At 69.8% G+C, this 26,248-nt stretch carries 28 protein-coding genes and 1 pseudogene; 13 read left to right on the forward strand and 16 right to left on the reverse strand.

The features are described 5' to 3' along the window. Positions 1-48: 48 nt before the first annotated feature. Positions 49-840 carry a TOBE domain-containing protein gene (locus N8A90_RS01570; RefSeq protein WP_262072881.1) on the forward strand — a complete coding sequence of 264 codons (792 nt, stop codon included), beginning with the start codon at positions 49-51 and terminating at the stop codon, positions 838-840. A gap of 3 nt (positions 841-843) precedes the next feature. Here N8A90_RS01570 and N8A90_RS01575 read toward each other — a convergent pair whose 3' ends face one another. Further along, entirely contained in the window at positions 844-1,893 is a 1,050-nt protein-coding gene (locus N8A90_RS01575) for a formylglycine-generating enzyme family protein (protein WP_262072882.1), read from the reverse strand. Positions 1,894-2,002: 109 nt separating this feature from the next. Between N8A90_RS01575 and N8A90_RS01580 the strand changes: the two genes are divergently transcribed. From N8A90_RS01580 to N8A90_RS01590, 3 genes are all read left to right on the forward strand, one after another. Beyond that, positions 2,003-2,395: a MerR family transcriptional regulator gene (locus N8A90_RS01580; protein WP_262072883.1), complete on the forward strand. Its 393-nt coding sequence runs from the start codon at positions 2,003-2,005 to the stop codon at positions 2,393-2,395. Next, positions 2,392-3,375 (forward strand): aldo/keto reductase, encoded by a 984-nt coding sequence (locus N8A90_RS01585; protein ID WP_262072884.1) that lies wholly within the window; start codon positions 2,392-2,394, stop codon positions 3,373-3,375. The genes N8A90_RS01580 and N8A90_RS01585 overlap by 4 nt, the downstream gene beginning before the upstream one ends. Before the next feature lie 67 nt (positions 3,376-3,442). Then, entirely contained in the window at positions 3,443-4,744 is a 1,302-nt protein-coding gene (locus N8A90_RS01590) for a UDP-N-acetylglucosamine 1-carboxyvinyltransferase (RefSeq protein WP_262072885.1), read from the forward strand. Positions 4,745-4,751: 7 nt separating this feature from the next. On the opposite strand, the gene N8A90_RS01595 is transcribed toward N8A90_RS01590, so the two are convergent. Further along, positions 4,752-5,885: a helix-turn-helix domain-containing protein gene (locus N8A90_RS01595; protein ID WP_262072886.1), complete on the reverse strand. Its 1,134-nt coding sequence runs from the start codon at positions 5,883-5,885 to the stop codon at positions 4,752-4,754. Positions 5,886-6,050: 165 nt separating this feature from the next. Here N8A90_RS01595 and N8A90_RS01600 point away from each other — a divergent pair, with 165 nt between their 5' ends. The 9 genes from N8A90_RS01600 to N8A90_RS01640 all read left to right on the forward strand — a co-directional run bounded on the left by N8A90_RS01600 (position 6,051) and on the right by N8A90_RS01640 (position 14,275). Next, on the forward strand, positions 6,051-6,539 hold the full coding sequence (locus N8A90_RS01600) for a (2Fe-2S)-binding protein (protein ID WP_262072888.1): 489 nt from the start codon (positions 6,051-6,053) through the stop codon (positions 6,537-6,539). 14 nt (positions 6,540-6,553) lie between these two features. Further along, on the forward strand, positions 6,554-8,998 hold the full coding sequence (locus N8A90_RS01605) for a xanthine dehydrogenase family protein molybdopterin-binding subunit (protein WP_262072889.1): 2,445 nt from the start codon (positions 6,554-6,556) through the stop codon (positions 8,996-8,998). Between the two features lie 16 nt (positions 8,999-9,014). Continuing rightward, a complete protein-coding gene (locus N8A90_RS01610; protein ID WP_262072890.1) occupies positions 9,015-9,806 on the forward strand; it encodes an FAD binding domain-containing protein in 792 nt (263 codons plus the stop codon). A 7-nt stretch (positions 9,807-9,813) separates the two neighbouring features. Continuing rightward, positions 9,814-10,713, forward strand: a complete 900-nt coding sequence (locus tag N8A90_RS01615) for an AAA family ATPase (protein ID WP_262072891.1) — start codon at positions 9,814-9,816, stop codon at positions 10,711-10,713. 19 nt (positions 10,714-10,732) lie between these two features. After that, the gene (locus N8A90_RS01620; RefSeq protein WP_262072892.1) at positions 10,733-11,926 is read left to right on the forward strand and encodes a vWA domain-containing protein; all 1,194 of its coding nucleotides are present in this window, start codon (positions 10,733-10,735) and stop codon (positions 11,924-11,926) included. Positions 11,927-11,964: 38 nt separating this feature from the next. Further along, positions 11,965-12,528 (forward strand): CoxG family protein, encoded by a 564-nt coding sequence (locus tag N8A90_RS01625; RefSeq protein ID WP_262072893.1) that lies wholly within the window; start codon positions 11,965-11,967, stop codon positions 12,526-12,528. A gap of 19 nt (positions 12,529-12,547) precedes the next feature. Next, the gene (locus N8A90_RS01630) at positions 12,548-13,567 is read left to right on the forward strand and encodes an XdhC family protein (RefSeq protein ID WP_262072894.1); all 1,020 of its coding nucleotides are present in this window, start codon (positions 12,548-12,550) and stop codon (positions 13,565-13,567) included. Positions 13,568-13,573: 6 nt separating this feature from the next. Beyond that, complete coding sequence (locus N8A90_RS01635; protein WP_262072895.1) at positions 13,574-13,828, forward strand: YkgJ family cysteine cluster protein; 255 nt, start codon at positions 13,574-13,576, stop codon at positions 13,826-13,828. A gap of 132 nt (positions 13,829-13,960) precedes the next feature. Then, positions 13,961-14,275 carry a hypothetical protein gene (locus N8A90_RS01640; protein WP_262072896.1) on the forward strand — a complete coding sequence of 105 codons (315 nt, stop codon included), beginning with the start codon at positions 13,961-13,963 and terminating at the stop codon, positions 14,273-14,275. Positions 14,276-14,293: 18 nt separating this feature from the next. Here N8A90_RS01640 and mnhG read toward each other — a convergent pair whose 3' ends face one another. The 14 genes and pseudogenes from mnhG to N8A90_RS01710 all read right to left on the reverse strand — a co-directional run. Continuing rightward, positions 14,294-14,653, reverse strand: a complete 360-nt coding sequence (mnhG, locus tag N8A90_RS01645; protein ID WP_262073141.1) for a monovalent cation/H(+) antiporter subunit G — start codon at positions 14,651-14,653, stop codon at positions 14,294-14,296. 22 nt (positions 14,654-14,675) lie between these two features. Beyond that, complete coding sequence (locus N8A90_RS01650) at positions 14,676-14,954, reverse strand: K+/H+ antiporter subunit F (RefSeq protein ID WP_262072897.1); 279 nt, start codon at positions 14,952-14,954, stop codon at positions 14,676-14,678. Further along, positions 14,951-15,442, reverse strand: coding sequence for a Na+/H+ antiporter subunit E (locus N8A90_RS01655; RefSeq protein WP_262072898.1), 492 nt, complete (start codon positions 15,440-15,442; stop codon positions 14,951-14,953). The genes N8A90_RS01650 and N8A90_RS01655 overlap by 4 nt, the downstream gene beginning before the upstream one ends. Continuing rightward, entirely contained in the window at positions 15,442-17,139 is a 1,698-nt protein-coding gene (locus N8A90_RS01660; protein ID WP_262072899.1) for a monovalent cation/H+ antiporter subunit D, read from the reverse strand. Before N8A90_RS01660 ends, N8A90_RS01655 begins: the two co-directional genes overlap by 1 nt. Continuing rightward, positions 17,136-17,492, reverse strand: coding sequence for a Na+/H+ antiporter subunit C (locus N8A90_RS01665; protein ID WP_262072900.1), 357 nt, complete (start codon positions 17,490-17,492; stop codon positions 17,136-17,138). Before N8A90_RS01665 ends, N8A90_RS01660 begins: the two co-directional genes overlap by 4 nt. Then, positions 17,492-20,440: a monovalent cation/H+ antiporter subunit A gene (locus N8A90_RS01670; protein WP_262072902.1), complete on the reverse strand. Its 2,949-nt coding sequence runs from the start codon at positions 20,438-20,440 to the stop codon at positions 17,492-17,494. Before N8A90_RS01670 ends, N8A90_RS01665 begins: the two co-directional genes overlap by 1 nt. A 93-nt stretch (positions 20,441-20,533) precedes the next feature. After that, positions 20,534-20,905 carry a fluoride efflux transporter CrcB gene (gene crcB / locus N8A90_RS01675; protein ID WP_262072903.1) on the reverse strand — a complete coding sequence of 124 codons (372 nt, stop codon included), beginning with the start codon at positions 20,903-20,905 and terminating at the stop codon, positions 20,534-20,536. Positions 20,906-20,914: 9 nt separating this feature from the next. Beyond that, positions 20,915-22,216 (reverse strand): TRAP transporter large permease, encoded by a 1,302-nt coding sequence (locus tag N8A90_RS01680; RefSeq protein ID WP_262072904.1) that lies wholly within the window; start codon positions 22,214-22,216, stop codon positions 20,915-20,917. Then, positions 22,209-22,715 (reverse strand): TRAP transporter small permease, encoded by a 507-nt coding sequence (locus tag N8A90_RS01685; RefSeq protein ID WP_262072905.1) that lies wholly within the window; start codon positions 22,713-22,715, stop codon positions 22,209-22,211. Before N8A90_RS01685 ends, N8A90_RS01680 begins: the two co-directional genes overlap by 8 nt. A gap of 21 nt (positions 22,716-22,736) precedes the next feature. Beyond that, on the reverse strand, positions 22,737-23,717 hold the full coding sequence (locus N8A90_RS01690; protein WP_262072906.1) for a TRAP transporter substrate-binding protein: 981 nt from the start codon (positions 23,715-23,717) through the stop codon (positions 22,737-22,739). 139 nt (positions 23,718-23,856) lie between these two features. Then, positions 23,857-24,180, reverse strand: a complete 324-nt coding sequence (locus tag N8A90_RS01695) for a ComEA family DNA-binding protein (RefSeq protein WP_262072907.1) — start codon at positions 24,178-24,180, stop codon at positions 23,857-23,859. A 163-nt stretch (positions 24,181-24,343) separates the two neighbouring features. After that, entirely contained in the window at positions 24,344-25,525 is a 1,182-nt protein-coding gene (gene lapB / locus N8A90_RS01700) for a lipopolysaccharide assembly protein LapB (RefSeq protein ID WP_262072908.1), read from the reverse strand. Then, positions 25,515-25,832: a lipopolysaccharide assembly LapA domain-containing protein gene (locus tag N8A90_RS01705; RefSeq protein ID WP_262072909.1), complete on the reverse strand. Its 318-nt coding sequence runs from the start codon at positions 25,830-25,832 to the stop codon at positions 25,515-25,517. The genes lapB and N8A90_RS01705 overlap by 11 nt, the downstream gene beginning before the upstream one ends. A 37-nt stretch (positions 25,833-25,869) precedes the next feature. After that, positions 25,870-26,205 (reverse strand): annotated as a pseudogene (locus N8A90_RS01710) (integration host factor subunit beta); the annotation flags it as partial. Positions 26,206-26,248: the final 43 nt, after the last annotated feature.

Raw genomic sequence — 26,248 nt, forward strand, 5'->3', positions numbered from 1 at the left:
AAATCATAGCAAGACGTTTCGGTGCGGCAGCCCACGCACAATCGGCGCATGCCCAGCCCCCGATTCATCGACGCCCTCGGCCACGGACCCAGCGACAAGCGCATCGACATCCTGCGCGGCATCGCGTCCACCGGCAGCATCTCGCAGGCCGCGCGCGAGGCCGGCGTGAGCTACAAGGCCGCCTGGCAGGCGATCGACACGCTCACCAACCTGGCGGGCGTGCCGCTGGTCGAACGCGCCGTCGGCGGTGCGGGCGGCGGCGGGGCCTTGCTCACGGCGCAGGGTGGGCATCTGCTGGAACTGGCCGATGCGCTCGACACCGCGCGGCGCGAGGTGCATGCGCGCTGGTCGGCACGGGGCGCCGATGCCGGCGCGCAGGCCGATGCCACCATGGCCCGGCTGGCGGTCCGCACCAGCATGCGCAACCAGCTGCCAGCGACCATCGATGCGCTGACCCCGTTCGACCGCACGGTGCGCGTGCAGATGCGACTGGGCACCTGCGGTGCCATGGCGGCGCGCATCACGCAGGAGAGTGTCGAACTGCTCGGCCTGCAGGCGGGCATGACCGTGATCGCGCTGTGCAAGGCCACGGCGGTGCGCGTCGAGCGCGTCGATGCCGCCGCGCAGGGCGGCCGGCGCGGCGCCACGGGCAACCGCCTGCTCGGCGCGGTGGCGAGCGCCCTGCGCGGCGGCGGCGACAGCGGCGACGAGATCGCCGTGGCCCTCGAGGGGGGGCTGCAGCTCGTCGGCTTCGCGCCAAGCGGCAGCGGCCTGCGTGTGCGCCAGCGCGCGGCGGTGGTGGTCGACGAGTCGGCCGTGGTGGTGGCGCTGGCGGGCTGATCGCTACCGGCTCGCCGCCGTCGCCGCTGTCTCTTCGCCCGGCGCGAGCTCGCGCAGCAGGCGCAAGCCCACCAGCGTGTAGCGCGTCTGCGGCGAGTTCCAGTTGCGGAAGGACGAGCGCGCATAGAAGGCCCAGGTGTGCCATGAGCCGCCGCGCCGCACGCGCACGCTGCCGTCGGCCGGACCGGTCGGGTCGTCGACCGGCGAGTGGGCGTAATAGTCGTCGGCATGCCAGTCGGCGCACCACTCCCACACGTTGCCGTGCATGTCGTCGAGCCCGAAGGCGTTCGGCGCGAAACGGCCGACCGGGGCGGTGAAGGGGAACCCGTCCTGCCCGTCGAGGGCGAAGGCCCGCCACTGCGGCCAGTTCGGCGCAGCGTCCTGGTCGAACACGTTGGCGCCCTGCAGCAATGTGCGCGGGTCGTCGCCGGTGCTGTAGCGGGTGCGCGTGCCGGCGCGCGCGGCGTATTCCCACTCGGCTTCGGTCGGCAGGCGGTAGGTCACGCCTTCCCGGGCGCTCAGCCAGCGGGCCATGGCCACGGCGTCGTTCCAGCTCACGTTCACGACCGGATGGTCGTCGCCCTGCGCGAAGCCGGGGTTGCGCCAGGAGTAGGTCGGGTCGCGGCCTTCGAAGGCATCGCCGCGGGCCGAGGTCGCGGGGTCGTAGGCCGGGTTGAAACCGTAGCCGCCGGTGCCGTCGGCGATCGATTCCGGGACATGGCCCGAGGCTTCGACGAAGCGGCGGAACTGCGCGACCGTGACCTCGTGGCGCCCCAGCCAGAAGGCGCGCGTGATGCGTACCCGGTGCACCGGCCCCTCGTCGGCCAACTGCGCGAAGCGCGCCGGGTCGTACGCGGGAAAGACCTGCGCCAGCGTGCGCGGGTCTTCGGCGCTGCCCATCAGGAATTCGCCGGCGGGGATGCGCACGAACTCGATCCCGAGCGAATCCGTTTTGCGCTCGGCCACCGGAATGACGGTGCAGGCGCTCAGGCACAGACACGCGACCGGCAGGACGCGGGCGAACCAGGAAGGGGCGAAGCGGCGAGCGCGCATGCGGGGCTCCGGGGGATGAACGGTGCGCAGTCTAGGCGAGCGGCCTGCCGGCAAGAAATATGCGCGCGGCGCTTGACTTCGAGTGCGCTCCAACTTCGAGAATGCGCCCATGGACACTTTGCTCACGATCGACGAGGTGGCGCGGCGCACCGGGCTGACGGCCCACACGCTGCGCTACTACGAACGCATCGGCCTCATCGCGCCGGTGCTCCGCGCGCCGGGCGGGCAGCGCCGCTATGCGTCGGCCGACCTCGACTGGATCGAGTTCCTGCTGCGCCTGCGCGACACCCGGATGCCCGTGGCCCGGATGCAGGTGTTCGCGCGCCTGCGGGCCGAGGGCGACGCCACCGTGCCGCAGCGCCGGGCCTTGCTGGAGGCGCACCTTGCCGAGGTCAACGCGTCGCTGCGCGCGATGCAGCAGGCCGCCGCGGTACTCGGCACCAAGATCACCTTCTACCGCGCGGCCGAACAGGCCGCGCAAACCCTGGAGAAAGCAGCATGAAGCAACGTTCCATCGGCCGCAGCGGCCTCACCGTGGGGGCACTCGGCCTCGGATGCATGGGCATGTCGGAGTTCTATGGCCCGACCAACGAGGCGCAGTCGCTCGACACGCTGGCGCACGCCCTGGCGCGCGGCGTGACGCTCTTCGACACTGCGGACGCCTACGGTTTCGGCCACAACGAGGAACTGCTCGGCCGCTTTCTGAAGGGCCGGCGCGAGCGCGTGACCATCGCCACCAAGTTCGGCCTGGTGCGCCAACCCGGCAGCTACGAGCGCCGGGTCGACAACGCGCCGGCGTACATCCGCTCGGCGTGCGAGGCTTCGCTCAAGCGGCTGGGCGTGGAGACCATCGACCTGTACTACGCGCACCGCCTCAACCTCGAGACGCCGCTGGAAGACTCGATTGGCGCGCTGGGCGAGCTGGCGAAGGCCGGGAAGATCCGCGCCATCGGCCTGTCGGAGGTCTCGCCCGACACGCTGCGCCGCGCCGCGGCGATCCACCCGATCGCTGCCGTGCAGAGCGAGTATTCGCTGTGGACGCGCGACCCCGAGCAGGGCGTGCTGCAGGCCTGCCGCGAGGTCGGCGCCGCCTTCTGCGCCTACAGCCCGCTGGGCCGCGGCTTCCTCACCGGCCAGGTCGCCAGCGACACGCTCGACCCCCAGGACTTCCGCCGCCAGAACCCGCGCTTCGCCGACGGGAACGCGCAGCAGAACCAGCGCATCGTCGACACGGTCAAGGCGCTGGCCGCCGAGAAGGGCTGCACGCCCGCGCAGCTCGCGCTGGCCTGGCTGCTGGCGCAGGGCGACGACGTGATCCCGATCCCCGGCACCAAACGCGTCCGCTACCTCGACGACAACCTCGGCGCGCTCGACGTGGCGCTGTCGGCCGACGACCTGGCGCGCATCGGCGCTGCGCTGCCGCCCGGCATCGCGGCGGGTGGGCGCTACACGGAAGAGGGCATGAAGGGCTTGAACGCCTGAACTCCGGCGCCGGGGGTACAGTCGCAGCGTCTTTCCAGCCGAAGCGCCCGCTGTGCGCCTGTCCCTCATGTCCAACCTCATCGTGCACGGCGGTCTGCCGCTGCGTGGCCGCATCGATCCTTCCGCCAACAAGAACGCGGTGCTGCCCGTTCTGTGCGCCACCCTGCTGACCGGAGAGCCCCTGCGGCTGCTGGGCGTGCCCGACATCACCGACGTGCGCAAGATCCTGGAGATCTTCCGCACGCTTGGCAGCGAGGTGCGGATGGACCACGCGAGCGGCACGCTCGACCTGCACCACCACGCCACCCGCTTCGACGCCGCGCGCCACCGGCTGCCCGAAGAGATGCGCTCGTCGATCATGCTGGTGCCGCCGCTGCTCGCGCGCTTCGGCATCGCCCGGCTGGAGGACAACGTCAAGGGCTGCACGCTGGGCGTGCGCGAGATCGATCCGCACGTCGAGGTGTTCCGCCATTTCGGCAGCGAGGTCGAGCGTGCCGAGGGCTCGCTGATGGTGCGCTGCAGCGGCCGCCTGCGCGCCACCGACCACTGGCTCGACTACGCGTCGGTCACCACCACCGAGAACTTCGTGCTGTGCGCGGCGACGGCAGAGGGCACGTCGACGCTGACCAACGCGGCCTGCGAGCCGCACGTGCAGGAGTTCTGCCGCTTCATGACGCTGATCGGCGTGCGCATCGAGGGCATCGGCACCTCGCGGCTCACCGTGCACGGCGGCAGCGCGCTGCGTGGCGGCGAGTTCCGCTTCGACGAGGACTTCCACGAGATCACCACCTTCCTCGCGCTGGGGGCCATCACCGGCGGCGACGTGGTGGTGCGCAACAGCGCACCGCAGAACTTCCCGCTGATCGACCGCACCTTTGCCAAGTTCGGCGTCGAGATCACGCATGCGGACGGCTGGTCGCAGGCGCGCCGCGCCGGCCCGCTGAAGGTGCAGACGCCCTTCACCAGCAACGTGCTGACCAAGGTCGAGGCGGCGCCGTGGCCGTACTTCCCGGTCGACCTGCTGCCGATCTTCATCGCACTCGGCGTGCGGGCCGAAGGCAACGCGATGTTCTGGAACAAGGTCTACGACGGGGCGCTGGGCTGGACCGGCGAGCTGTCGAAGTTCGGCGCGCATGTGTTCTCGGCCGACCCGCACCGGCTGGTGACCTTCGGCGGCCGGCCGCTGTCGCCGGCGGTGGTCGAGAGCCCCTACATCATCCGCGTGGCCATCGCGCTCTTCATGGTCGCGGCCAGCATCGAGGGGCGTTCCGAAATCCGCAACGCGACGCCGATCCGCCGTGCGCACCCCGGCTTTGTCGAAAACCTCCGCAGCCTGGGCGCCGAGGTGGAATGGACCGCCGAGGAATAGCGGGCCGTCAGCGCCCGCGCGTCGCCAGCTTGCGGTAGACCGTCGCGCGGCTGATGCCCAGCGCGCGGGCGGCTTCGGCCACGTTGCCGCGGGCCTCGTCGACCGCCTGGCGGATCAGGGCGGTCTCCACGTCGCGCAAGCGTGGGGGTGCGGCGGGCGAGGCGGGCGAGGGGGCCGGTGCGCCCGCATCCGCGAGCCGCGCCCAGGCCTGCAGGCGCAGGCCGGACCACAGCGGCACGTCGATCGGATCGCTTCGCCGCGCGGCGTCCCACAGCATGTCCACGGGCAGGGCGAACAGATCGCTCGCGTGGCAGGGCTGGGCCGCGGCGCCGCAGGCCGGTGGCTGCTGCAGCAGCTGCCGCGCCGTGCCGTTGCTCGCGACCACGCGGCCATCGGCGTCGAGCCCCAGCAGGCCGTCGGCGTCGTCGCCGCTCGCGCAGCCCGGCCAGTTCAGGCGCAGCAGCAGGGCATGCGGCTGGGCGCGCACCAGCGCGTTCTCGATGCTGCGCGCGGACAGCATCGCCAGGTGCCGCAGCTCGGGCCGTTCGACCACCTGCACGCCGGTCAGGTCGAGCATGCCGATGCAGTCGCCCTGCGGGCCGAACAGCGGGGCGCCGGCGCAGCTGTAGATGCCGGTGTCGTCGAAGAAGTGCTCGGCGCGGTGCAGCCACACGGGCGCCTGTTCGGCCAGCACGGCGCCGATGGCGGTGGTGCCGACGGCGCGCTCGGACAGGTCGATGCCCACGCGGCCGATGTCGCGGGCGCGGCGCACCGCCTCGCCGCTGCCGCCGGGCAGCGCGCCCACGTCGATGACGACGCCGCGCGCGTCGGTGAGGATGGCGAAGTAGCGCGTGTCCGCGATGGCCCGCGACAGGCGCGCCAGCACTGGCCGCGCGGCGCCGATCAGCGCCTGGTGGCGTTCCTGCGTCTCCTGGATCGACGCGCGTGTCACAGTGCTGAAGCTCACCCGTTGGTCCGGTCGGTGGCCGGCCAGGAGGCAGCGCTGCCACGAGCGCAGCAGCCAGGGGTCGATGGGCGCGTGGCCAGCCGTGCCGATGCCGTCGATGCAGGTGCGTCGCGCGTGGGCGATGGCCAGGGCGCGTGGGCTGTCGGCGGTGGGCAGAGGAAGAGGGTGGGTCATCGTGGAAGCCGGCTGGGTGGCGTCGAGGCAGGCGGGCTGGCTGTTCCATTTTGAGAATTTCGGAGCGCGGCTGCAAGCGTCGAGGGTTTTGCCTAGGATGGCGGTCCGGGCCGGCGTCCAAGATGCCATGCGCTTCCCAGCCATCACCTCCACGGAGACAGCCACATGCAGGTTTCTTTCACCGTCAACGGCCGCGCGGCCACGGTCGACGCTCCCCCCAACACCTTCCTCGTGCACGCCATCCGCGAGCACCTGCACCTGACCGGCACCCACGTGGGTTGCGACACGGCCCAGTGCGGCGCCTGCACCGTCCATGTCAACGGCCGTGCCGTCAAGTCGTGCAACGTGCTGGTCGGCCAGGTGGCCGGTGCCGAGATCACCACCATCGAGGGCGTGGCCCAGCCCGACGGCACCATGCACCCGATGCAGGCGGCCTTCAAGGAATGCCACGGCCTGCAATGCGGCTTCTGCACCCCCGGCATGGTGATGAGCGCCATCGACCTGTGCACCTACCACCCCAATTCGAGCGAGACGGAAATCCGCTCGCTGCTCGACGGCAACCTGTGCCGCTGCACCGGCTACCAGAACATCGTCAAGGCGGTGCAGATGGGCGGCAAGGACATGGCTGCCGCCTCCAAGCCCGTCGCGGCCTGAAACAGGAGCACACCATGGGTGCATCCGATTTCGCCAACCTCCCGCACATCGGCGAGGCGGTCCGCCGCAAGGAGGACTACCGCTTCCTGACCGGCGCCGGCAACTACACCGACGACGTCACCATGGCCGCGCAGAGCCATGCCATCTTCGTGCGCTCGCCGCACGCCCACGCCACCATCAAGTCGGTCGACACCGCCGAGGCGTCGAAGATGCCCGGCGTCATTGGCATCTTCAGCGGCAAGGACATCGAAGGGAAGATGGGCGGGCTGCCTTGCGGCTGGCTCATCAACAACCCCGACGGCACGCCGATGAAGGAGCCGCTGCACCCGATCCTCGCGATCAAGAAGGTGCGCTACGTCGGCGACCACGTCGCCATGGTCGTGGCCGAGACGGTCGAGCAGGCCAAGAACGCGGCCGAGGCGGTGGTGGTCGACTACGACGTGCACACGCCGCTGGTGAGCGTGGCCGACGCCGCGAAGAAGCAGAGCGGCGTGGTCATCCACGACGAGGCGCCCGACAACCAGTGCTACAAGTGGACGCTCGGCGACAAGGCCGGCGTCGATGCGGCCTTCGCGAATGCGGCGCACGTGACGAAGCTCGACCTCGTCAACAACCGGCTCATCCCGAACCCGATCGAGCCGCGCGTGGCCATCGGCAACTACAGCCGCGCGACCGAGGAGTACGTGCTCTACGTGTCGAACCAGAACCCGCACGTCGAGCGCCTGCTGATGACGGCCTTCGTGCTGGGCCTGCCCGAGCACAAGGTGCGCGTGATCGCCCCCGACGTCGGCGGCGGCTTCGGCTCCAAGATCTACCTCTACGCCGAGGACGTGTGCCTGACCTGGGCCGCCAAGCAGCTCAACCGCAGCATCAAGTGGACCGGCGAGCGCTCGGAATGCTTCCTGTCGGACGCGCACGGCCGCGACCACGTGAGCCATGCCGAGATGGCGATGGACAAGGACGGCAAGTTCCTCGCGCTGCGCGTGCACACCGACGCCAACCTCGGCGCCTACCTGTCGACCTTCTCGACCGCCATCCCGACCATCCTCTACGCGACCTTGCTGGCCGGCCAGTACGCCACGCCGCAGGTCTACGTCGAGGTGGATGCGTGGTTCACCAACACCGCGCCGGTCGATGCCTACCGCGGCGCGGGGCGGCCGGAAGCGACCTACCTGCTCGAACGGCTGGTGACGCGCTGCGCCTGGGAGATGAACCTGGCGCAGGACGAGATTCGCCGGCGCAACTTCATCCGCAGCTTCCCCTACCAGACGCCTGTCGCGCTGCAATACGACACGGGCAATTTCCCGGCCCTGATGGACCGCGCCAACGAACTGGCCGAGGTGGGCGGCTTCGCCGCACGCAAGGCCGAGAGCGAGAAGCACGGCAAGCTGCGCGGCATCGGTTACTCCAGCTACATCGAGGCCTGCGGCCTGGCGCCGTCGAACGTGGCGGGTGCGCTCGGTGCGCGCGCCGGCCTGTTCGAGGCGGGCGAGGTGCGGGTGCACCCGACCGGCAGCGTGACGGTGTTCACCGGCTCGCACAGCCACGGCCAGGGCCACGAGACGACCTTCGCGCAGCTGGTGGCGGCGCGCCTGGGCATCCCGGTGGAGAACGTCGACATCGTCCACGGCGACACCGGCCGCGTGCCCTTCGGCATGGGCACCTACGGCTCGCGCTCGCTGTCGGTGGGTGGCACGGCGATCATGAAGGCGCTCGACAAGATCGAGACCAAGGCCAAGAAGATCGCCGCCCACCTGATGGAGGCGAGCGACGCCGACATCGAGTTCGCCAACGGCGAATTCACCGTCAAGGGCACCGACAAGAAGATCCCCTTCGGCCAGGTGGCGCTGACGGCCTACGTGCCGCACAACTACCCGCTCGACAAGCTGGAGCCGGGCCTGAACGAAACCGCCTTCTACGACCCGACCAACTTCACCTACCCGGCCGGCACCTACATCTGCGAGGTCGAGATCGACAGGGCGACGGGCGAAGTCAAGATCGACCGCTTCACGGCGGTCGACGACTTCGGCACCATCATCAACCCGATGATCGTGGAAGGGCAGGTGCACGGCGGCATCGTGCAGGGCATCGGCCAGGCGCTGATGGAGAACTGCGTGTACGACAACGAAACCGGGCAACTGCTCACCGGCAGCTTCATGGACTACGCCATGCCGCGCGCCGAGGACTTCCCGATGTTCAAGATCGACACGCTGAGCACGCCCTGCACGCACAACCCGATTGGCTCCAAGGGCTGCGGCGAGGCGGGGGCCATCGGCTCGCCGCCGGCCGTCATCAACGCCGTGCTCGATGCGCTGGCGCCGCTGGGCGTCAAGGACTTCGACATGCCCGCGTCGCCGCACCGCGTGTGGGAGGCGATGCAAAAAGGCGCCACCACGCCGACCCAACAACCGCAGGCCCCATCGCTCGTCGCGAGCACCCAGGGCCGTCCGGCCGTCTGAACCAGGAGCGACATCCATGTACCCCTTCACCCTCGAACGTCCGGCCAGCCTGGCCGATGCCGCGAAGCTCGCCGCCGCCGGCGGCAAGCCGCTGGCCGGCGGCCAGACGCTGCTCGCCTCCATGAAGCTGCGGCTCTCCGCGCCGGAACAGCTGGTCGACCTCAGCGGCATCGCCGAACTCGCCGGCATCCGGAAGGATGGCGACACGCTCGTCATCGGCGCGATGGCGCGCCATCTCGACGTGGCCAACCATGCCGAGGTCAAGGCCGCGTACCCGACGCTGGCCGACCTGGCCTCGCGCATCGGCGACCGGCAGGTGCGCGCCATGGGCACGCTCGGCGGCTCGGTCGCCAACAACGACCCGGCCGCCTGCTACCCGAGCGCGGTGCTGGCTTCGGGCGCCACCGTGGTCACCGACAAGCGCGAGATCGCGGCCGACGACTTCTTCCTGGGCCTGTTCACCACGGCGCTGGAAGAGGGCGAGCTGATCACCGCGATCCGCTTCCCGATCCCGAAGCGCGCGCACTACGAGAAGCTGCGCCAGAAGGCGTCGAACTTCCCGCTGGTCGGCGTGTTCATCGCGCAGTACGACGCGGGCGTGCGCGTGGCCATCACCGGGGCCGGGAACGGCGTGTTCCGCCACACCGGGCTGGAAGACGCGCTCAACAAGAGCTTCACGCCCGAGGCCGCCGCCACGGTGAAGATCGATGCGAGCGATCTCAACAGCGACCTGCACGCCTCAGCGCCGTACCGCGCCAACCTGATCAGCGTGCTGACGCAGCGCGCCGTCCGCGCTGCGCTGGGTTGATGCGCGGGTGATTTTCTCGAGCATCGACGCGGTCGCCGCCGGCCTGCAACAGGCCGGGTACTTTGCCGACCGGCGCCTCGCCACGGCCGTCTTCCTCGCGCTCAAGCTGCAGCGTCCGCTGCTGCTCGAAGGCGAGCCCGGCGTGGGCAAGACCGAACTGGCCAAGGCGCTGTCGACGGCGCTGCAGCGCGAACTGCTGCGCCTGCAGTGCTATGACGGCCTGGAGCAGCGCGAGGCGCTCTACGAATGGAACTACGCGGCGCAGCTGCTGCACATGCGCGCCGCCGAAGCGCATGGCGCATCGAGCGATGTGGAATCCGAGGTCTACCAGCCCCGCTACCTGATCCGCCGCCCCTTGCTGCAGGCGTTGCAGACGCCTGCACCCGGCGCGGTGCTGCTGATCGACGAGGTCGACCGCGCCGACGAGCCCTTCGAGGCCTTCCTGCTCGAGTACCTGGGCGAGTACCAGGTGAGCATCCCCGAACTCGGCACCATCACCGCGGCGGTGCCGCCGGTGACCATCCTCACCAGCAACCGCACCCGCGAACTCAACGACGCGGTCAAGCGCCGCTGCCTCTATCACTGGCTCGACTACCCCGAGCGGGAGCGCGAGCTCGCCATCGTGCGCGCACAGGTGCCCGAGGCCGGCGACGCGCTGTCGAAGCAGGTGGCCGATTTCGTCGGACGGCTGCGCAGCGCGCCTTTCGCCAGCGCCTTCCAGCGCGCGCCTGGCATCGCCGAGAGCGTGGAGTGGGCGCGTGCGCTGGTCGCGCTCGATGCGCTGGTGCTCGACCCCGAAGTGGTGGTCGACACCGCCGGCATCCTCTTCAAGCAGCGCGACGACGTCGCCGCGGTCACGCAGGTGCTCGCCGCCGAACTGTTGCAGCCGGAGGACGCGGGCGCCTGAGCGCCTGCGCGCCGACGCCATGGAACAGCTGGGTGACGCGCGCCGCGGCAAGATGGCCGGCAACATCGCCGGCTTCGGCCGCGCGCTGCGCCGCGCCGGCGTGCCCACCGATGCGGCGCGCATCGCGCTGGCCACCGAGGCGGCCGTGCTGGTCGGCGTCGATGCGCGCGACGACCTGTGCGCCGCGATGGAGGCCGTGATGGTCGGCCGCGAGCAGGACCGCCTCGTCTTCCGCGAACTGTTCGACGCCTGGTTCCGCGACCCCGAACTCGCCAACAAGATGCTCGCGCAGATGCTGCCGAGCGCCGAAGGAAAGATGGAGCCGGCCAAACGCCGCCCGCGGGTGCGCGAGGCGCTGGCCGCACCGCGCGAGGCCGACCAGCCCGCGCAGGGCGAACGCGAGATCGAATTCGACGCGGCCATGACCGCGAGCGACCTGCAGCGACTGCATCACGCGGACTTCAATGCGCTGGGCGCGGCGGAGTACCGGCTGGTCGAACGCCTGGCGCGCGACATCGCGCTACCGGTGCCGACCGTGCCATCGCGCCGCCTGCGCGTCGCGGCCGGTGCGGGCACGCATGCGCGCATGCACTGGCCCGGCGTGCTGCACGAGGCGGCGCGCACCGGCGGCGAGATGCTGCGCCTGCCGCGGCTGGCGCGCCGCGCGCAGCCCTTGCCGCTGCTGGTGCTGATCGACGTCTCCGGCTCGATGGAACGCTATGCGCGCCTGCTGCTCGCCTTCCTGCACGCGGCCACGCGCCACGCCGGCCGGCGCGACGTGTTCGCCTTCGGCACGCGCCTGACCGACCTGACGCCGGCCTTCCGCCTGGCCGACACCGACGAGATGCTGGCGAGCGCCAGCGCGGCCATCGACGACTTCGCCGGCGGCACCCGCCTGGGCGATTCGCTGGCGCAATTGCGGCACGACCATGCGCGGCGCCTGACCGGCCGCCGCACGCTGGTGCTGGTCATCAGCGACGGCCTGGACACCGGCGAGCCCACGGTGCTCGACCAGGAACTGCAATGGCTCAAGCGCCATGCGCGCCGCGTGCTGTGGCTCAATCCGCTGCTGCGCTTCGAGGGCTACGCGCCCCTGGCGCGCGGTGCGGCCATGCTCCACCGCCATGCAGACGCGATGCTGGCGGTCCACAATCTCAGCGCGCTCGGCCAGCTGGCGGCGAGCCTGGCGGCGCTGATGCGTGCCGGCCGCTGAGCCGCTGCCCCACGATCACGACTAGAAGGAAGAACACCATGGAAATGCTCGGCAACCGCCGTCTCGGCGTCACGCAGCAACAGGCGTGGGACGCGCTCAACGACCCCGAGACGCTGAAGAAATGCATCCCCGGCTGCGACAAGTTCGAACTGACCGGCGACAACCAGTACACCGTGACCGCCGCGGTCAAGGTGGGCCCGGTGTCCGCCAAGTTCGCCGGCAAGGTCACGCTCACCGACATCGCACCGCCCGATGGCTACAAGCTCAGCTTCGAGGGCCAGGGCGGGGTGGCGGGCTTCGCCAAGGGCGCGTCGAGCGTCACGCTCAAGCCGGTGCAGGGCGATGCCGGCGCCTGCGAGCTCGACTACACCGTGCAGGCCCAGGTCGGCGGCAAGATCGCGCAACTGGGTCAACGCCTGATCGACGGCGCGGCCAAGTCGACCGCTGACGACTTCTTCAAGCGCTTCGACGCCGAGATGCAGCGCCGCTACGGCCCCGCGCCGGCCGAGGGCGAGGCGGTGGCCGAAGAGAAGAAGGGCGCGGTCGCCGGCTTCATGCAGAAGATCGGTCTGGGCGGCAAGAAGGACAGCGAAGCGAGCTGAAGCGCGAAGAGGAAAGACCATGGAAAATCTCGACGTCATGGTGCTGCGCACCCTGCGCGACTGGCGGCTCGCCGGCCGCCGCGCGCTGCTCACGACCGTGGTGCGCACCTGGGGCTCGTCACCGCGGCCAGTGGGATCGATCATGGCGCTGGCCGAAGACGGCGCGGTGGTCGGGTCGGTCTCCGGCGGCTGCATCGAGGACGACCTGATCGCGCGCTACAGCCGCCTGCACGGCGCCGCCGAGCCGATGCCCGCGGGCGGCGCGCCGGCGCTGGTCAAGTACGGCATCACGGCCGACGAGGCGCACCGCTTCGGGCTGCCTTGCGGCGGCACGCTCGAGCTGCTGCTGGAGTACGACCCCGAGCCGTCGTCGCTCGAAGCACTCGTCGCGTCGCTGGAGCAGGGCCGCCTGATGCAGCGCACCGTGTCGCTCGCCGACGGCCGCGTGACGTTGGCGGAGGCGTCGTCGCCCGCGGCGCTGAGCGTGGACGAGCGCCAGCTGGTCAACACCTTCGGCCCCGAGTACCGCATGCTGCTGATCGGCGCCGGCCAGCTGGCGGAGTACCTGGCGACCATGGCCAAGTTCAGCGGTTTCGCCGTCACGCTGTGCGACCCGCGCGTGGAATACCGCAGCGCCTGGGCCGTGCCTGGTGTGACGGTGACCACCGAGATGCCCGACGACGCGGTGACCGCCTTCCGGCCTGACCGCCGCAGCTGCGTGGTCGCGCTCACGCACGACCCGAAGCTCGACGACCTCGCGCTGCTCGAAGCCCTGGCGACCGACGCCTTCTACGTCGGTGCGATCGGCTCGCGCCGCAATGCCGAGGCCCGGCGCGCGCGCATGGTCGAGCATTTCGACCAGACGGCCGAATCGCTGGCGCGCCTGCGCGGGCCGATCGGCATCTACATCGGCAGCAAGACGCCGCCCGAGATCGCGGTGAGCGTCATGGCGGAAATCCTGGCGGTGAAGAACGCGGTGGCGCTGCCGCGGGAGACCGCCGTGGCGAACGCCAAGACGCTGCACGAAGCGCGGGGCTGAGGGCGCATGGACTGCCGCCCCGGCTGCGGCGCCTGCTGCACGGCGCCCTCCATCAGCAGTGCCATCCCCGGCATGCCGGGTGGCAAGCCCGCCGGCGTGCCCTGTGTCCAGCTGATGGCCGACCAGCGTTGCGCCATCTTCGGTCGGCCGGAGCGTCCGGCCTGCTGCGGCGGGCTGCAGCCCTCGGCGGAGATGTGTGGCGGCACGCGCGGCGAGGCGATGCTGTGGCTCGACCGGCTGGAGGCCGAAACGGCGCCTTGAAGGGCTCGCGCGGATCGAAGTCGGCCTTTCCGAGAAAAACTGCCCGAATGTTCCGTGGGCGAGGGCAGTAAGTCCTTTGACTTCAGAAGGCGAAGGTTAACAATCTTCTGACACTCTCAGCCGCGCACGACCATGGACGTTCTCTTCCTCCTCCGTTCGATTCGTCAACTGTTCAGCCGACGCGCCCGCGATGCCGCGCCGGCGCGTTCGACCGTGCGGCCGACGGTGCGCCAGCCGGCGGCGCAGGCCCCCCGGCCTGCCGCCGCCCTGCAGGCCTCGCCGCCCGAGCCGGTGCAGGCGCCGGTCCGCAAGATGCGCACGCTGGAAGAGGTGCGGGCCGACCTGGCCCGCCTGCGCCTGAGCGCCCGCGAGCGCCATGCACGCGTCTACGCCTGGCGCGACACCAATTTCGCGCCGACCGACTTCATGGATCTCGCCAACACCTGACGGGTCGGCAGGGCGAGATCAGTCCCCGCGATCCGTGGTGGGCGGCACGTCGCCGCCCTTCTGGCGTTCCCGGAACAGCGCGGCCCGCATCAGGAAGATGGTGGTGACCGGCGCCGTCAGCGCCACGAACAGCGCGATCAGCACGGCGTGCAGGAACAGGCTGTAGCCCTGCACCGAGAAATAGACGATGGTCGCGATGGTCAGGCACCACACGCCGGCCGTGGCACCCAGCGTGGGCGCGTGGATGCGGTGGAAGAAGGTCGGCAGCCGCACCAGCCCGAAGGAGCCGACGGCGGCGAAGGCTGCGCCGAGCACCGCGAACAGGCCGGTGAGGATCTCGGCCCACAGCGGCAGCGGGCCGATGATGAAGTCGGGCACGATGTTCATTCGCAATCTCCCGTCATTCGATCACCTCGCCGCGCAGCAGGAATTTCGCCAGCGCGGTCGACCCCACGAAACCGAACAGCGCGATCAGCATCGCTGCCTCGAAGTAGACGTTGCTCGCATAGTTGATGCCCAGCACCAGCATCATCAGCATGCCGTTGATGTAGAGGCAGTCGAGCGCCATCACGCGGTCCTGCGCGGTCGGGCCGATCAGCAGCCGCCACACGGCGCACAGCATCGCGACGGCCAGCAGGAACAGGGCGCCCTTGAGGGCCCAGAAGAGGAAGGGCGTCATGATTCGAAGATCTCCATCAGCGGGCGCTCGTAGCGCGTGCGGACCATCTCGATGAACGCGGCCTCGTCCTCGAGGTCGAACACATGGAGCAGCAGCCTGCTGCGGTCGAGCGACACCTCGCCCCAGGCGGTGCCGGGCGCCAGGCAGAAGATCATGGCGAGCACGGCCAGCGCGTTCGGGTCGCGCACGGTCAGCGGGATCTCGACGAAGGCGCTGCGGATCTGCGGCGTGCGGCGGGTAAGCAGCGCGCGGCCGACCATCAGCGCGGAATGCAGCAGGTCGTGCAGCACGATGCCGGCCAGGCGCAGCGCCACGCCGGGCCGGCGCATCCGCACGGCCGCGGGCCGCAGGCCCTGGGTGATGAGCGGCACCACCACCGCGAGGATGGCGGCGAACACCATCGTCGCGGCATGCAGCGACTGGTTCAGCAGCAGCCAGACCACGAAGAGCGCCAGCGACAGCGGCGGCGACGGAAGGATCTTGTGCATCAGGGCGTGCCTCCCTTGGGCGTGGGGTTGGGCACCTGCCGCGCGCCAGCCACCGCGTCGCGGTAGGCCTGAGGCGCGAACAGGCCCTCGGCGGTAGCGCTCGCATGCTGCATCACGGTGCCGGCTTCGAGGGTGAGCGCGACCGAGGCCGCCAGCAGCGCCGCCACCGGCAGCACCTCCATCGCGCGCAGGTTCGGCATGGCGCCGAGCGGCTGGGTCCAGAAGTGGCGGATGCCGGTGCGGCTCAGCGCCACCAGCGTCATGAAGCCCGAGGCCAGCAGCAGCCCGAGAAAGAGCCAGCTCGACCGGCTGACCACCGGTGCGTCGAGCAGGCCCGACAGCATGGCGAACTTGCCGACGAAGCCCGACAGCGGCGGCAACCCGGCCAGCAGCAGCGTGCAGCCGATGAAGCCCAGGCCGAGGAAGGCCACGCCGGCTGGGATCGCGCGCCCGTAGAGCGCCTGTTGTTCGTCGTCGAGGTTCACGTCGTTCGACGCCGTGAGGTCTTCCGACAGGAAGGGCGCGTTGCCGGCCGCCTCGTGCGGCGCGATGCTGGCGCCCGCGTTGCGCCAGCGCTCGATCATGTCGATCAGCAGGAAGAAGGCGCTGATCGCCAGCGTGGAGCTCAGCAGGTAGTACAGCGCGCCGGCCCAGATGGCAGGCTGACCCAACCCGACCGCCGCCAGCAGCGTGCCGGCCGACACCAGCACGCTGAAGCCGGCGAGGTTCGACAGCCGCTGGGTGCCGACGATGCCGAGCGCGCCGACGCAGAGCGTGGCCAGCCCGATGGCGACCAGCACGTCGTGGCCGAACTGCGCGGAGGCGCCGGTGTCCGGCGCGAACAGCAGGGTCCACAGCCGCAGCACGGTGTAGAGGCCCAGCTTGGTGAGCAGCGCGAACACCGCGCTCACCGGCGACACCGCGGCGCTGTACGCCGGTACCAGCCAGAAGTTGAGCGGCCAGGCGCCGGCCTTGGCGAAGAAGGCGGTCGCCAGGATGGCGGCGGCCGCATGCACCAGCCCGCGGTCGCTTGCGTCGAGCTGGGCGATGCGCACCCCCAGGTCAGCCATGTTGAGCGTGCCGGTCACGCCGTAGAGCAGCGCCGCACCGATCAGGAAGAGCGACGAGGCCGCCAGGTTGATGGCGACGTAATGCAGCCCCGCGGACACCCGCAGCCGCCCCGAGCCGTGCAGCAGCAGCCCGTACGAGGCGGCCAGCATCACTTCGAAGAACACGAACAGGTTGAACAGGTCGCCGGTGAGGAAGGCGCCGTTCAGGCCCATCAGCTGCAGTTGCAGCAAGGGGTGGAAGTGCACGCCCGCGCGGTCCCAGCGCGAGGTGGAGTAGATCGACGCGGCGAAGGCGACCACGCCGGTGAGCGCGACCATCATGCTCGAGAGCCGGTCGGCCACCAGCACGATGCCGAAGGGCGCCCGCCAGTTGCCTGCGAGGTACACGCCGATGGAACCCGGGCCGTTGCCGGTGTCGGCGGCATGGACCCAGCGCAGCAGCGCCAGCGCGACCAGCAGGCCGAAGAGGCCCGAGGCCACGCTCAGTGCCGACTTGATGCGGCGGCGCTTCTCGTCGAGCAGCAGCATCAGCGCGGCCGTCAGCATCGGCACCAGGATCGGCACCGCCACCAGGTGCGGCATGCTGAAGTCGAGGAAGCGGTCGAGGAGGTGCAGCAGCTCGGTCATTCGCCGGCCTCCCGGGCGCGCTCTTCGCCGTCGACGTGGTCGGTGCCGCTCAGCCCGCGCGAGGCCAGCATCACGACCAGGAACAGCGCGGTCATGGCGAAGCCGATCACGATGGCGGTCAGCACCAGGGCCTGCGGCATCGGGTCGGCGGTGTTGGCCAGGGTGGAGGCCACGCCGGGGATCAGCACCGGCTCGCTGTCGACCTTCAGCCGGCCCATGCTGAAGATGAACAGGTTGACGGCGTAGGCGATCAGCGTCAGGCCCATGATGACCTGGAAGGTGCGCGGGCGCAGCAGCAGGTACACGCCCGAGCCGGTGAGGACGCCGATGGCGATGGCGAGGACGGCTTCCATCAGCGTGCGCCCTCCGCGGTCGGCGTGGCATCGGCTTCGGCGGCTTCGCGTTCGGCCTGCTCGTCGGCCCAGCGGTGGCTGCGCACCGACTGGTGGGCCAGCGCCGTGAGGATCAGCATCGTCGCGCCGAGCACCAGCGAGAACACGCCCATGTCGAAGAAGAGCGCGCTCGGCACATGGATCTCGCCGAGCAGCGGCAGGTGCAGGTGGGCGGTGTGCGTCGTCATGAAGGGGTAGCCCATCAGCACGGAGCCGCCACCGGTGGCCAGCGCGAGCAGCAGGCCGATGGCGATCCAGCGGCGCGGGTAGATGCGCAGGTGCTCCTCGACCCACTCGGTGCCCGAGACGATGAACTGCAGCACCAGCGCCACCGACATCACCAGGCCCGCGACGAAGCCGCCGCCGGGCGCGTTGTGGCCGCGCATGAAGAAGTAGACCGCGACCAGCACCGACAGCGGCAGCAGCAGCCGCACCAGCACGGCCGGCACCATCAGGTAGCCGATGGCGGTGTCCTTGGCGCGGCGCGGATTGAGCAGGTCGCTGCTGCCGTCGTCGGTCTGCAGGCGCTGCTGTGCGGGCAGTGCCATCGACTCGATGGCCGGGCGGAAGCGGCGCAGCAGAGCGTACACCGTGAGCGCGACCACGCCGAGCACGGTGATCTCGCCGAAGGTGTCGAAGCCGCGGAAGTCGACCAGCATCACGTTGACCACGTTGGTGCCGCCGCCCAGCGTCAGCGCGTTGTCGAGGAAGAAGGGCGAGATGCTCTGCGGGAAATCGCGGGTCATCATGGTCCAGGCCAGCGCTGCCATGCCCGAGCCGGCCGCGGCCGCCACCAGCAGGTCTCGCCCGCGGCGGCCCCAGGGCCGCAGCCGTGCCGAGGCGGGCTGCACCGCGGCCTTGCTGCGCATCGGCAGCCAGCGCAGGCCCAGCAGCATGAGCACGGTGGTCACCGCCTCCACCACGAGCTGCGTGAGCGCCAGGTCGGGCGCCGAGAACCAGATGTAGGTGATGCAGCACACCAGGCCGGCCGCGGCGGCGAGCATCAGCGACGCGAGCCGGTGGAACTTGGCCTGCCAGGCGGCTGCCAGCGCGCAGCCCATGCCGATCAGCCAGGTCATCGCGAACATCGGCGAGAAGGGCAGCAGCTCGCGCGTGCCACGGCTGCCGGGCGTGAGCCACAGCGACGCGCCGGCGCCGGCCACCGCGACGAGCACCATCAGCAGCAGTTGGGTCTGCAGGCGGCGCGTGCCGAAGAGCCGGCGGCTGCGCCGGCCCGCTTCGCTCAGGCGCGCCAGCAGGTTCTCGAAGATGCGCTGGCCGTCGAAGCGGTGCAGCACCGGCGTGTGGTCGAGGTGGCCTTGCGCACGGCCGCGGCGTTGCAGCAGGTACAGCGCGGCACCGCCGGCCAGCGCCACGACGCTCATCACCAGCGGCAGGTTGAAGCCGTGCCACACCGCCAGGCTGTAGTCGGGCAGCACACCGCCCACGACAGGCAGCGCGGCGGCGGCCAGCAGCGGGCCGACCGACCAGGCCGGCGCCACGCCCACCACCAGGCAGATCAGCACCAGCAGCTCGACCGGCACGCGCATCCAGTGCGGTGGTTCGTGCGGCTGCCTGGGCACCGCGTCGCCACAAGGAGGGCCGAAGAAGACGTCGAACACGAAGCGCGCGGAATAGGCCACGCTGAACACGCCGGCGAGGGTGGCGATGACGGGCAGGCTGAAGTCGACCCACGGCGTCGACTGGATGAAGACCGTCTCGGCGAAGAACATTTCCTTCGACAGGAAGCCGTTGAGCAGCGGCACGCCCGCCATCGACGCGCTGGCGATGATGGCCAGCGTGCCGGTGATCGGCATCAGCTTCAAGAGGCCGCTGAGCTTGCGGATGTCGCGCGTGCCGGTCTCGTGGTCGATGATGCCGGCCGCCATGAAGAGCGAGGCCTTGAAGGTCGCGTGGTTCATGACGTGGAACACCGCGGCCACGGCGGCCAGCGGGCTGTTGAGCCCCAGCAGCAGCGTGATGAGCCCGAGGTGCGAGATGGTCGAGTAGGCCAGCAGCGCCTTCAGGTCGCGCTGGAACATCGCCGCGAAGCCGCCCAGCAGCAGGGTGATGGCGCCGGCGCCGCCGACCAGCCAGAACCATTGTTCGGTGCCCGAGAGCACCGGCCACAGCCGCGCCATCAGGAACACGCCGAGCTTCACCATGGTGGCCGAGTGCAGGTAGGCCGACACGGGGGTCGGCGCGGCCATGGCGCGCGGCAGCCAGAAGTGGAAGGGGAACTGCGCGCTCTTGGTGAAGGCGCCGAGCAGCACCAGCACCAGCACGGTGGTGTAGAGCGGATGGGCGCGGATCAGCGCGCCCGATGCGAGCACCACATCCAGCTCGTAGCTGCCCACGATGCGGCCCAGCACCAGCACGCCGGCCAGCAGGCACAGGCCGCCCATGCCGGTGACCGTGAGCGCCATGCGCGCGCCGCGCCGCGCGTCACGCCGGTGGTGCCAGTAGCCGATCAGCAGGAAGGAGAACAGGCTGGTGAGTTCCCAGAACAGCACCATCTGGACGATGTTGCCCGAGAGCACCACGCCCATCATCGAGCCCATGAAGGCGAGGAAGAACGAGAAGAAGCGCGGCACCGGGTCGGACGCCGACATGTAGTAGCGCGCGTACAGCACCACCAGTGCGCCGATGCCCAGCACCAGCATGCAGAACAGCCAGGCGAAGCCGTCCAGGCGGAACACCAGGTCCAGGCCGAGGGCGGGCAGCCATTCGACCCGCTGGCGGATCACGTTGCCGTTCGCGAGATCGGGAAAATACAGCGCCGCCGCGATCGCACAACCCAGCGCGACCAGCCCTGCCAGCGTCGACTCCCGGTTGCGGGCGTTCGAGGGCAGCAGGGCTGCCAGCACGCTGGCGATGAAGGGGAGCGCGACGAGCAGGGCAAGGGGCATCGCGGTCGATTCTATCGACCGCACCCGTTCGGTAGCCTCCTGAAACTGCAGCGCGCCCGACGGCTTTTCAGGCCATCGGGCACCTGCCGGCGCTCAGGCCGACAGCCACTGGACGCTGCGAAAGCCGAGCCAGGTCAGCGTGAAGGAACCCGCCAGATGGGTGAGGGCGGTCAGGGCTGCCACGCCGGTGCGGCCTTCCATCATCATCGTGACCACCTCGAGGGAAAAGCTCGAGAAGGTCGTGAGCCCGCCCAGGAAGCCGGTGATGATGGCCAGGCGCCAGACCGGGTCGAGCCCCGGCATGGCCTGGAACACCGCAACGCTCACGCCGATGAGGTAGCCGCCGACGAGGTTGGCCGCGAGGGTGCCCCAGGCCATCAGCCCGGCGCCCAGCCAGAGGCCAAGGCCCCAGCGGCCGAGGGCACCGAGCGATGCGCCGAGGCAGATGGCAATGATGGGTAGCATCGTTCCGCCCTACATCGTCATGTGCTGCGGCAACCAGGTGACGATGCCGGGCACGAAGTAGATGATGAGCACCGACGCGATCATCAGGATGAACATCGGCAACGTGACGCGCGCGATGTAGAGCAGGTCGCGCCCGGTCATGCCCTGCAGCACGAACAGGTTGAAGCCCACCGGCGGCGTGATCTGCGCCATCTCGACGACCAGCACGACGAAGATGCCGAACCAGATCGGGTCGATGCCCGCGGCGGTCACGGTCGGCATGATCACGCCCATGGTCAGCACCACCATCGAGATGCCGTCCAGAAAGCAGCCCAGCACGATGTAGAAGACCGCCAGCATCGCGATCAGCTGGAACTTCGACAGGCCCAGCGAACCGATCCATTCGGCCAGATGCCGCGGCAGGCCGATGTAGCCCATCGACAGCGTGAGGAAGGCCGCGCCGGCCAGGATCAGCGCCATCATGCAGTAGAGCCGCGTGGCACCGAGCAGCGCTTCCTTGAAGCTGTGCCAGCTCAGCGAGCCCTGCGCCGCGGAGATGATGAGCGCACCGACGACGCCGACGGCGGCAGCCTCGGTGGCCGTGGCGATGCCCGCGTAGATCGAGCCGAGCACCGAGATGATCAGCAGCGCGACCGGGATCAGGCTGCGCGATTCGTTGAGCTTCTGCAGGAAGCTCATCTTCCGGTCGGCCGGTGGGATCTTGTCGGGGTGGCGCAGGGCCCAGATGGCGATGTAGCCCGAGAACAGCAGGGCCAGCAGGATGCCCGGCAGCACACCGGCGATGAAGAGCCTGGCGATCGACACGTCGGCGCTGACGCCGTAGACGATCATGATGATCGAGGGCGGAATCAGCAGGCCCAGCGTGCCGGCTCCGGCGAGGGTGCCGATCACCATGTCGTCGGGGTAGCCGCGCTTCTTGAGCTCGGGCAGGGTCATCTTGCCGATCGTCGCGCAGGTAGCGGCGCTCGACCCCGACACCGCCGCGAAGATGGCGCAGCCGACCACGTTGGTGTGCAGCAGCCGGCCGGGCAGGGCCTGCATCCAGGGCGCGAGGCCTTTGAACATGTCCTGCGACAGCCGGGTGCGGAACAGGATCTCGCCCATCCACACGAAGAGCGGCAGCGCCGTGAGCGTCCAGCTCGAGGCCGAGCCCCAGATGGTGACGGCCATCGCGTCGCCGGCGGAGCGCGAGGAGAAGAGTTCCATGGCGATCCACGCCACGCCCGAGAGGGTGAGGCCGATCCACACGCCGCTACCCAGAATGAGGAACAGCGTGAGGATCAGCACGCCGGCAACGGCGATGTCATTCATGGCGCAGGGCCTCGGTGTGTTGCGAAGCGACCCGGCCGCGCCATTCGAGGATGAACTCGTCGATGGAAGCGATCGCCAGGATCACGGTGCCGACGGCCATGGCGAGCTGCGGAATCCACAGCGCCGTCGCATCGTTGCCCGTGGAAATGTCGTTGAAGGCGTGCGAGTTCCAGACCAGGCGCACGCTGAAGACGGCGAACAGCACGGCCAGCACGGCGCCGGCGCCCATGGCCCAGCGCTCGAGCCAGCGCCGGGCGGCCGGCCCGAGGTGCGACAGGATCAGCGTCACGCGGATGTGTTCGCCGCGCTTGAGCGTGTGGGCCAGCGCGAGGAAGCCCGCGCCGGCCATCAGATAGCCGGCGTAGGCGTCGACACCGGGGACGTTGAAGTGCAACTGCCGGCTGACGATGGACAGCAGGATCATGACCAGCAGACCGACCATGAAAAGCGCCGCCAGAGCGGCGGCGCCGTTGTAGAGGAAGTCCAGAGACTTTCGCATGAGATGTGGCGATGGCCTCGTTTACATCTTCTTGTAGGCGTCGACCACGGCCTGGCCTTCGGGGCCGGCCTTCTCCAGCCATTCCTTGAGCATCGTGTCGCCCACCTTCTTCATGTCGGCCTTGAGCGCGTCGGAGGGCACGTGGATGGTCATGCCGTTCTTCTTGAGCAGGTCGAGGTACTCGAGGTTCTTCTTCTTCGACACGTCCCAGCCGCGCTTCTCGGCATCGGCCCCGGCCTTGAGCACCGCGTCCTGCGTGGGCTTGTCGAGCGCGTCGAAGGCCTTCTTGTTGATCAGCACCGCGTTCTTGGGCAGCCAGGCCTGGGTGTCGTAGAAGTTCTTGATGTACTCGTAGGTCTTGGTGTCGTAGCCGGTGGAGCCGGACGACATGTACGACTCGATCACGCCGGTGGCCATGGCCTGCGACAGTTCGGCCTGTTGCACCGTGACCGGCTGGGCGCCCACCAGTTCGGCGATGCGTGCGGTGGCCGGGCTGTAGGCGCGCCACTTCACGCCCTTGAGGTCGGCAGCCGACGCGATGGTCTTCTTCACGAAGATGCCTTGGGGCGGCCAGGCCACCGCGTACAGCAGGACGATCCCTTGTTCGGCCAGCTTCTTCTCGAGCACCGGCTTCTGGGCCTGGTAGAGCTTCCAGGCGGCGTCGTAGCTGTCGGCCAGGAAGGGAATGCCGTCGGCGCCGAACATCTGCCATTCGTTCTGGTAGTTCACCAGCAGGATCTCACCCATCTGTGCCTGGCCACCTTGCACAGCGCGCTTGATCTCCGGGGCCTTGAACAGCGACGCGTTGTTGTGCACCGTGATCTTGAGCTTGCCGCCGCTCGCCTTGTCGACGTCGGAGGCGAACTGCGTGACGTTCTCGGTGTGGAAGTTGGTCGCGGGGTAGGCGGTCGGCAGATCCCACTTGGTCTGGGCGAAGGCGATGCCACCGAAGGTGAGGGCGGCGACCGCTGCGATGGCGGCACGGGCGAACTTGTGATTCATGAGCTCTCCAGGATGAGGATGAAAAGGCGAAGCGAGCATACGTGCAAATATCGGGCCACCTGGAGGGGCCTTTCCCCAAGCGCGAGGCCCAAAGAAAAGGCCGCCCGTGGGCGGCCTGGCCGGCGGGTGCAGGCCGCTCTTACTTGGCAGTGCCTGCGGCCGTCTTGGCCACCGGTCCCTTGGGCGCCGCCGCGGGTGCCGTGAAGGTCTTCCCGTTGACCGTCAGGCCTTCGGCCGAGAGCTTGGCGGCCGTCTTCTCCTTCACGCCCTTGACGCGCTCCATGAAGTCGCCCCAGTCCTTGAACTCGCCTTTCTGGCGCGCGTCCAGGATGCGCTTGGACATCGTCGGGCCGACGCCCTTGAGGCCGTCGAGGTCGGCCGCGCTGCCCTTGTTGACGTCCACGGCCGCGAAAGCGGCGGCGGTGAACAGCATGGCCGAGACGGCCAGAATCTTCTTGAACATGACACTCTCCCTGAGTTTGGTGATGGAAAACACACGGCGCGCGGTGCGTTCTCACCGCGTGCGACAGGGAGCTTAGAGGGGCGTCTCCACGGAGATCAAGGCAGGAATTCGCGTTGTTTCGTGCAATCGTGGGCTTCGGTCGGCCGGTTCACAGTCCGTTGACTCAAAGCTCCTCGACGCGCCGCGGCGGGTAGCTGTCCCAGGCCTGACAGCCCGGGCAGTGCCAGAAATGCTGGTGCGCCTCGAAGCCGCAGGCGGCGCAGCGGTAGCGCATCAGCGGGCGCGTGGCCTGGTCGAGGGCGCGTTGCACCTGCGGGTGGTACTGTTCGTCGACGAAGGTTTCGCCGGCCAGCCAGCGCGAGGCGGCGATCAGCGAGGGCTGGTGCGCCAGATGCGCGATGTAGCCGTCACGCGGCGTCGGCGGCGTGTCGTCGGCGGCGAGCCCGTCAGGCAGCGGCACGTTGCCGCCCAGCGCGATGATGGCCTCGAGCACATCGACCGAAGGCGACGCCGCATAGCGACGCTGCAGCAGCGACAGCGCCTCGCCGCTGCGCTGGGCGGCGACGGCGGCTTGCTGCAATGTCGCGGCATAGAGCGGCAGCGCCAGCGGCGCACGCTCGCTCAGCGCCAGCAGCGTCTCGAAGGCGGCGCGTGCATCGCCCTGGCGCAGTTGCAGGTTGGCGATGTCGATGGCCGGGCGCGGTGCGTCGGGGGCGGTCGCGCTGGCCTGGTGCAGCAGGGCCTCGGCGGCGGCGGCGTCGCCCTTGCCGAGCTGTTCGGCGGCCTGTTCGCACAGGTGATGCGCGCGGCGGGTGGCATAGCTCGCCTGCTCCGCGTCGTCGAGCTTCGCGGCCACGTCGGCGGCCTGCGCCCATTCGCGCGAGCGCTCGTAGATGGCCAGCAGGGCCAGGCGAGCCTCGTTCTGGTAGCGCGTGCCTTCGAGCTTCTGCAGGGCGGCTTCGGCGCGGTCGAGCAGGCCGGCGCGAAGGAAGTCCTGGGCCAGCGCGTGCTGGGCGCGTTCGCGGTCGGCGCGCGAGAGGTCGCCGCGGCCCAGCAGGTGCTCGTGCACCCGCACGGCGCGTTGGTATTCGCCGCGGCGGCGGAACAGGTTGCCGAGCGCGAAGTGCAGCTCCTGCGTGTCGGGGTCGTTCTGCACCGCCTCGATGAACGCATCGATGGCCTGGTCCTGCTGCTCGTTGAGCAGGAAGTTGAGGCCACGGAAGTAGGCCTTCGGGGCCTGCCGGTTTTCGAGCTTCAGCTGACGCAGGTCGAAGCGCGAGGCGAGCCAGCCCAGCACGAAGGCCAGCGGCAGGCTGAAAAGCAGCCAGCTGAAATCAAAGTCCATGTTGACGCACGGCGGGAAGATCGGTCGGCAGGGTGTTCGACACCAGCGGCGCGGTCACGGCGGGCGTGGTGGGAGGCGGCTCGGCCGGACGCTGCGCCGCGGCCCGGTGCCTCCACCAGCCCGGCAGCATGCCCAGCGCGCCGACCACCAGGCCGCCCGCGAAGGCGGCCAGCACCACCAGCACCAGGGGCGCGCGCCACGAGGTGCCGAAGAAGAAGTAGACGGTGGCGTCGTGCTGGTTGTTCAGCGCGAAGGCGAAGAGGGTAAAAAAAATGGCTGCCTTGAGCAGCCACAGGAGGTATTTCATCAGCGTCCCCTTGGGCTCGCCGATTCTACGTTTGACCTCACGGCGCGGACGGCTTGCGTTGCGCGGCGTCCATTTCGGCGGTGCGTGCATCCACCGCTTCGCGCAGGGCCTTGCCGGGCTTGAAGTGCGGCACGCGCTTTTCCGGGATCTGCACGCTCTCGCCCGAACGCGGGTTGCGTCCGATGCGGGGCGGCCGGCGGTTGACCGAGAAGCTGCCGAAGCCGCGGATCTCGATCCGGTGGCCGCGCACCAGCGCGTCGCTCATCGCGTCGAGGATCGTCTTGACGGCGTACTCGGCATCGCGGTGCGTCAGCTGCGAGAAGCGGGCAGCGAGTTCTTCAACGAGGTCGGAGCGTGTCATGGGCCGGCGAAAAAAGAAGACGAAAAAAAAGACAGAGCGGCCCGAAGGCCGGCTC

The sequence above is a fragment of the Variovorax sp. N23 genome (assembly GCF_025486315.1).
In the GTDB taxonomy this organism is placed as follows: Bacteria; Pseudomonadota; Gammaproteobacteria; order Burkholderiales; family Burkholderiaceae_C; genus Variovorax.

What these genes read in the sequence shown, in the direction of transcription:
- N8A90_RS01570 (WP_262072881.1), top strand. Translation starts at nt 49, where the DNA reads ATGCCCAGCCCCCGATTCATCGACGCCCTCGGCCACGGACCCAGCGAC.
- N8A90_RS01575 (WP_262072882.1), bottom strand. Translation starts at nt 1,893, where the DNA reads ATGCGCGCTCGCCGCTTCGCCCCTTCCTGGTTCGCCCGCGTCCTGCCG.
- N8A90_RS01580 (WP_262072883.1), top strand. Translation starts at nt 2,003, where the DNA reads ATGGACACTTTGCTCACGATCGACGAGGTGGCGCGGCGCACCGGGCTG.
- N8A90_RS01585 (WP_262072884.1), top strand. Translation starts at nt 2,392, where the DNA reads ATGAAGCAACGTTCCATCGGCCGCAGCGGCCTCACCGTGGGGGCACTC.
- N8A90_RS01590 (WP_262072885.1), top strand. Translation starts at nt 3,443, where the DNA reads ATGTCCAACCTCATCGTGCACGGCGGTCTGCCGCTGCGTGGCCGCATC.
- N8A90_RS01595 (WP_262072886.1), bottom strand. Translation starts at nt 5,885, where the DNA reads ATGACCCACCCTCTTCCTCTGCCCACCGCCGACAGCCCACGCGCCCTG.
- N8A90_RS01600 (WP_262072888.1), top strand. Translation starts at nt 6,051, where the DNA reads ATGCAGGTTTCTTTCACCGTCAACGGCCGCGCGGCCACGGTCGACGCT.
- N8A90_RS01605 (WP_262072889.1), top strand. Translation starts at nt 6,554, where the DNA reads ATGGGTGCATCCGATTTCGCCAACCTCCCGCACATCGGCGAGGCGGTC.
- N8A90_RS01610 (WP_262072890.1), top strand. Translation starts at nt 9,015, where the DNA reads ATGTACCCCTTCACCCTCGAACGTCCGGCCAGCCTGGCCGATGCCGCG.
- N8A90_RS01620 (WP_262072892.1), top strand. Translation starts at nt 10,733, where the DNA reads ATGGAACAGCTGGGTGACGCGCGCCGCGGCAAGATGGCCGGCAACATC.
- N8A90_RS01625 (WP_262072893.1), top strand. Translation starts at nt 11,965, where the DNA reads ATGGAAATGCTCGGCAACCGCCGTCTCGGCGTCACGCAGCAACAGGCG.
- N8A90_RS01630 (WP_262072894.1), top strand. Translation starts at nt 12,548, where the DNA reads ATGGAAAATCTCGACGTCATGGTGCTGCGCACCCTGCGCGACTGGCGG.
- N8A90_RS01635 (WP_262072895.1), top strand. Translation starts at nt 13,574, where the DNA reads ATGGACTGCCGCCCCGGCTGCGGCGCCTGCTGCACGGCGCCCTCCATC.
- N8A90_RS01640 (WP_262072896.1), top strand. Translation starts at nt 13,961, where the DNA reads ATGGACGTTCTCTTCCTCCTCCGTTCGATTCGTCAACTGTTCAGCCGA.
- N8A90_RS01650 (WP_262072897.1), bottom strand. Translation starts at nt 14,954, where the DNA reads ATGACGCCCTTCCTCTTCTGGGCCCTCAAGGGCGCCCTGTTCCTGCTG.
- N8A90_RS01655 (WP_262072898.1), bottom strand. Translation starts at nt 15,442, where the DNA reads ATGCACAAGATCCTTCCGTCGCCGCCGCTGTCGCTGGCGCTCTTCGTG.
- N8A90_RS01660 (WP_262072899.1), bottom strand. Translation starts at nt 17,139, where the DNA reads ATGACCGAGCTGCTGCACCTCCTCGACCGCTTCCTCGACTTCAGCATG.
- N8A90_RS01665 (WP_262072900.1), bottom strand. Translation starts at nt 17,492, where the DNA reads ATGGAAGCCGTCCTCGCCATCGCCATCGGCGTCCTCACCGGCTCGGGC.
- N8A90_RS01670 (WP_262072902.1), bottom strand. Translation starts at nt 20,440, where the DNA reads ATGCCCCTTGCCCTGCTCGTCGCGCTCCCCTTCATCGCCAGCGTGCTG.
- crcB (WP_262072903.1), bottom strand. Translation starts at nt 20,905, where the DNA reads ATGCTACCCATCATTGCCATCTGCCTCGGCGCATCGCTCGGTGCCCTC.
- N8A90_RS01680 (WP_262072904.1), bottom strand. Translation starts at nt 22,216, where the DNA reads ATGAATGACATCGCCGTTGCCGGCGTGCTGATCCTCACGCTGTTCCTC.
- N8A90_RS01685 (WP_262072905.1), bottom strand. Translation starts at nt 22,715, where the DNA reads ATGCGAAAGTCTCTGGACTTCCTCTACAACGGCGCCGCCGCTCTGGCG.
- N8A90_RS01690 (WP_262072906.1), bottom strand. Translation starts at nt 23,717, where the DNA reads ATGAATCACAAGTTCGCCCGTGCCGCCATCGCAGCGGTCGCCGCCCTC.
- N8A90_RS01695 (WP_262072907.1), bottom strand. Translation starts at nt 24,180, where the DNA reads ATGTTCAAGAAGATTCTGGCCGTCTCGGCCATGCTGTTCACCGCCGCC.
- lapB (WP_262072908.1), bottom strand. Translation starts at nt 25,525, where the DNA reads ATGGACTTTGATTTCAGCTGGCTGCTTTTCAGCCTGCCGCTGGCCTTC.
- N8A90_RS01705 (WP_262072909.1), bottom strand. Translation starts at nt 25,832, where the DNA reads ATGAAATACCTCCTGTGGCTGCTCAAGGCAGCCATTTTTTTTACCCTC.